This window comes from Marinobacter flavimaris (genome assembly GCF_002933295.1).
Taxonomy (GTDB): Bacteria; Pseudomonadota; Gammaproteobacteria; order Pseudomonadales; family Oleiphilaceae; genus Marinobacter; species Marinobacter flavimaris.
Genome location: NZ_PSSW01000044.1, coordinates 1 through 706, shown reverse-complemented (window position 1 = coordinate 706; position 706 = coordinate 1). Strand labels below are relative to the sequence as shown.

The window sequence follows — 706 nt, the reverse complement described above, 5'->3', positions numbered from 1 at the left end:
CTGCTGTGTGCACGCGGCCCTGGCCATGCGTGAAGACGGCTACGAAACCATCATGATCAACTGCAACCCGGAGACCGTGTCCACCGACTACGACACCTCCGACCGGTTGTACTTCGAGCCGATCACCCTGGAAGACGTGCTGGAAATCATTCACGTCGAGAAGCCCAAGGGCGTGATTGTGCAGTACGGCGGCCAGACCCCGCTGAAACTGGCCCGTGGCCTGGAAGCGGCCGGCGTGCCGATCATCGGCACCAGCCCGGACGCCATTGACCGTGCCGAGGACCGGGAACGGTTCCAGCAGATGATCACCCGCCTGGGCCTGAAGCAGCCGGAAAACGCTACCGTGCGCAGCCATGAGGAAGGCATTCTGGCGGCCCGGGAAATTGGCTACCCGCTGGTGGTGCGTCCGTCTTACGTGCTGGGCGGTCGTGCCATGGAAATCGTCTACGACGAGGAAGAGCTGGTGCGCTACATGCGCAACGCAGTGCTGGTCTCCAACGACAGCCCGGTGCTGCTGGACCACTTCCTGAACGCCGCCATCGAGGTGGACATCGACGCCATCTCCGACGGTAAAGACGTGGTCATTGGTGGCATCATGCAGCACATTGAGCAGGCCGGCGTTCACTCCGGTGACTCCGCCTGTTCACTGCCGCCGTACACCCTGTCCCAGCAGGTTCAGGACGAAATGCGCGATGCCGTCAAGAAG

At 62.5% G+C, this 706-nt stretch carries 1 protein-coding gene; it reads left to right on the top strand.

All coding sequences use genetic code 11. The annotated features are described in order from the left end of the window. The coding region (locus MDHKLMBL_RS20665) for a carbamoyl phosphate synthase preATP-grasp domain-containing protein (protein WP_500684321.1) at positions 1-706 on the top strand (706 nt) is incomplete at both ends.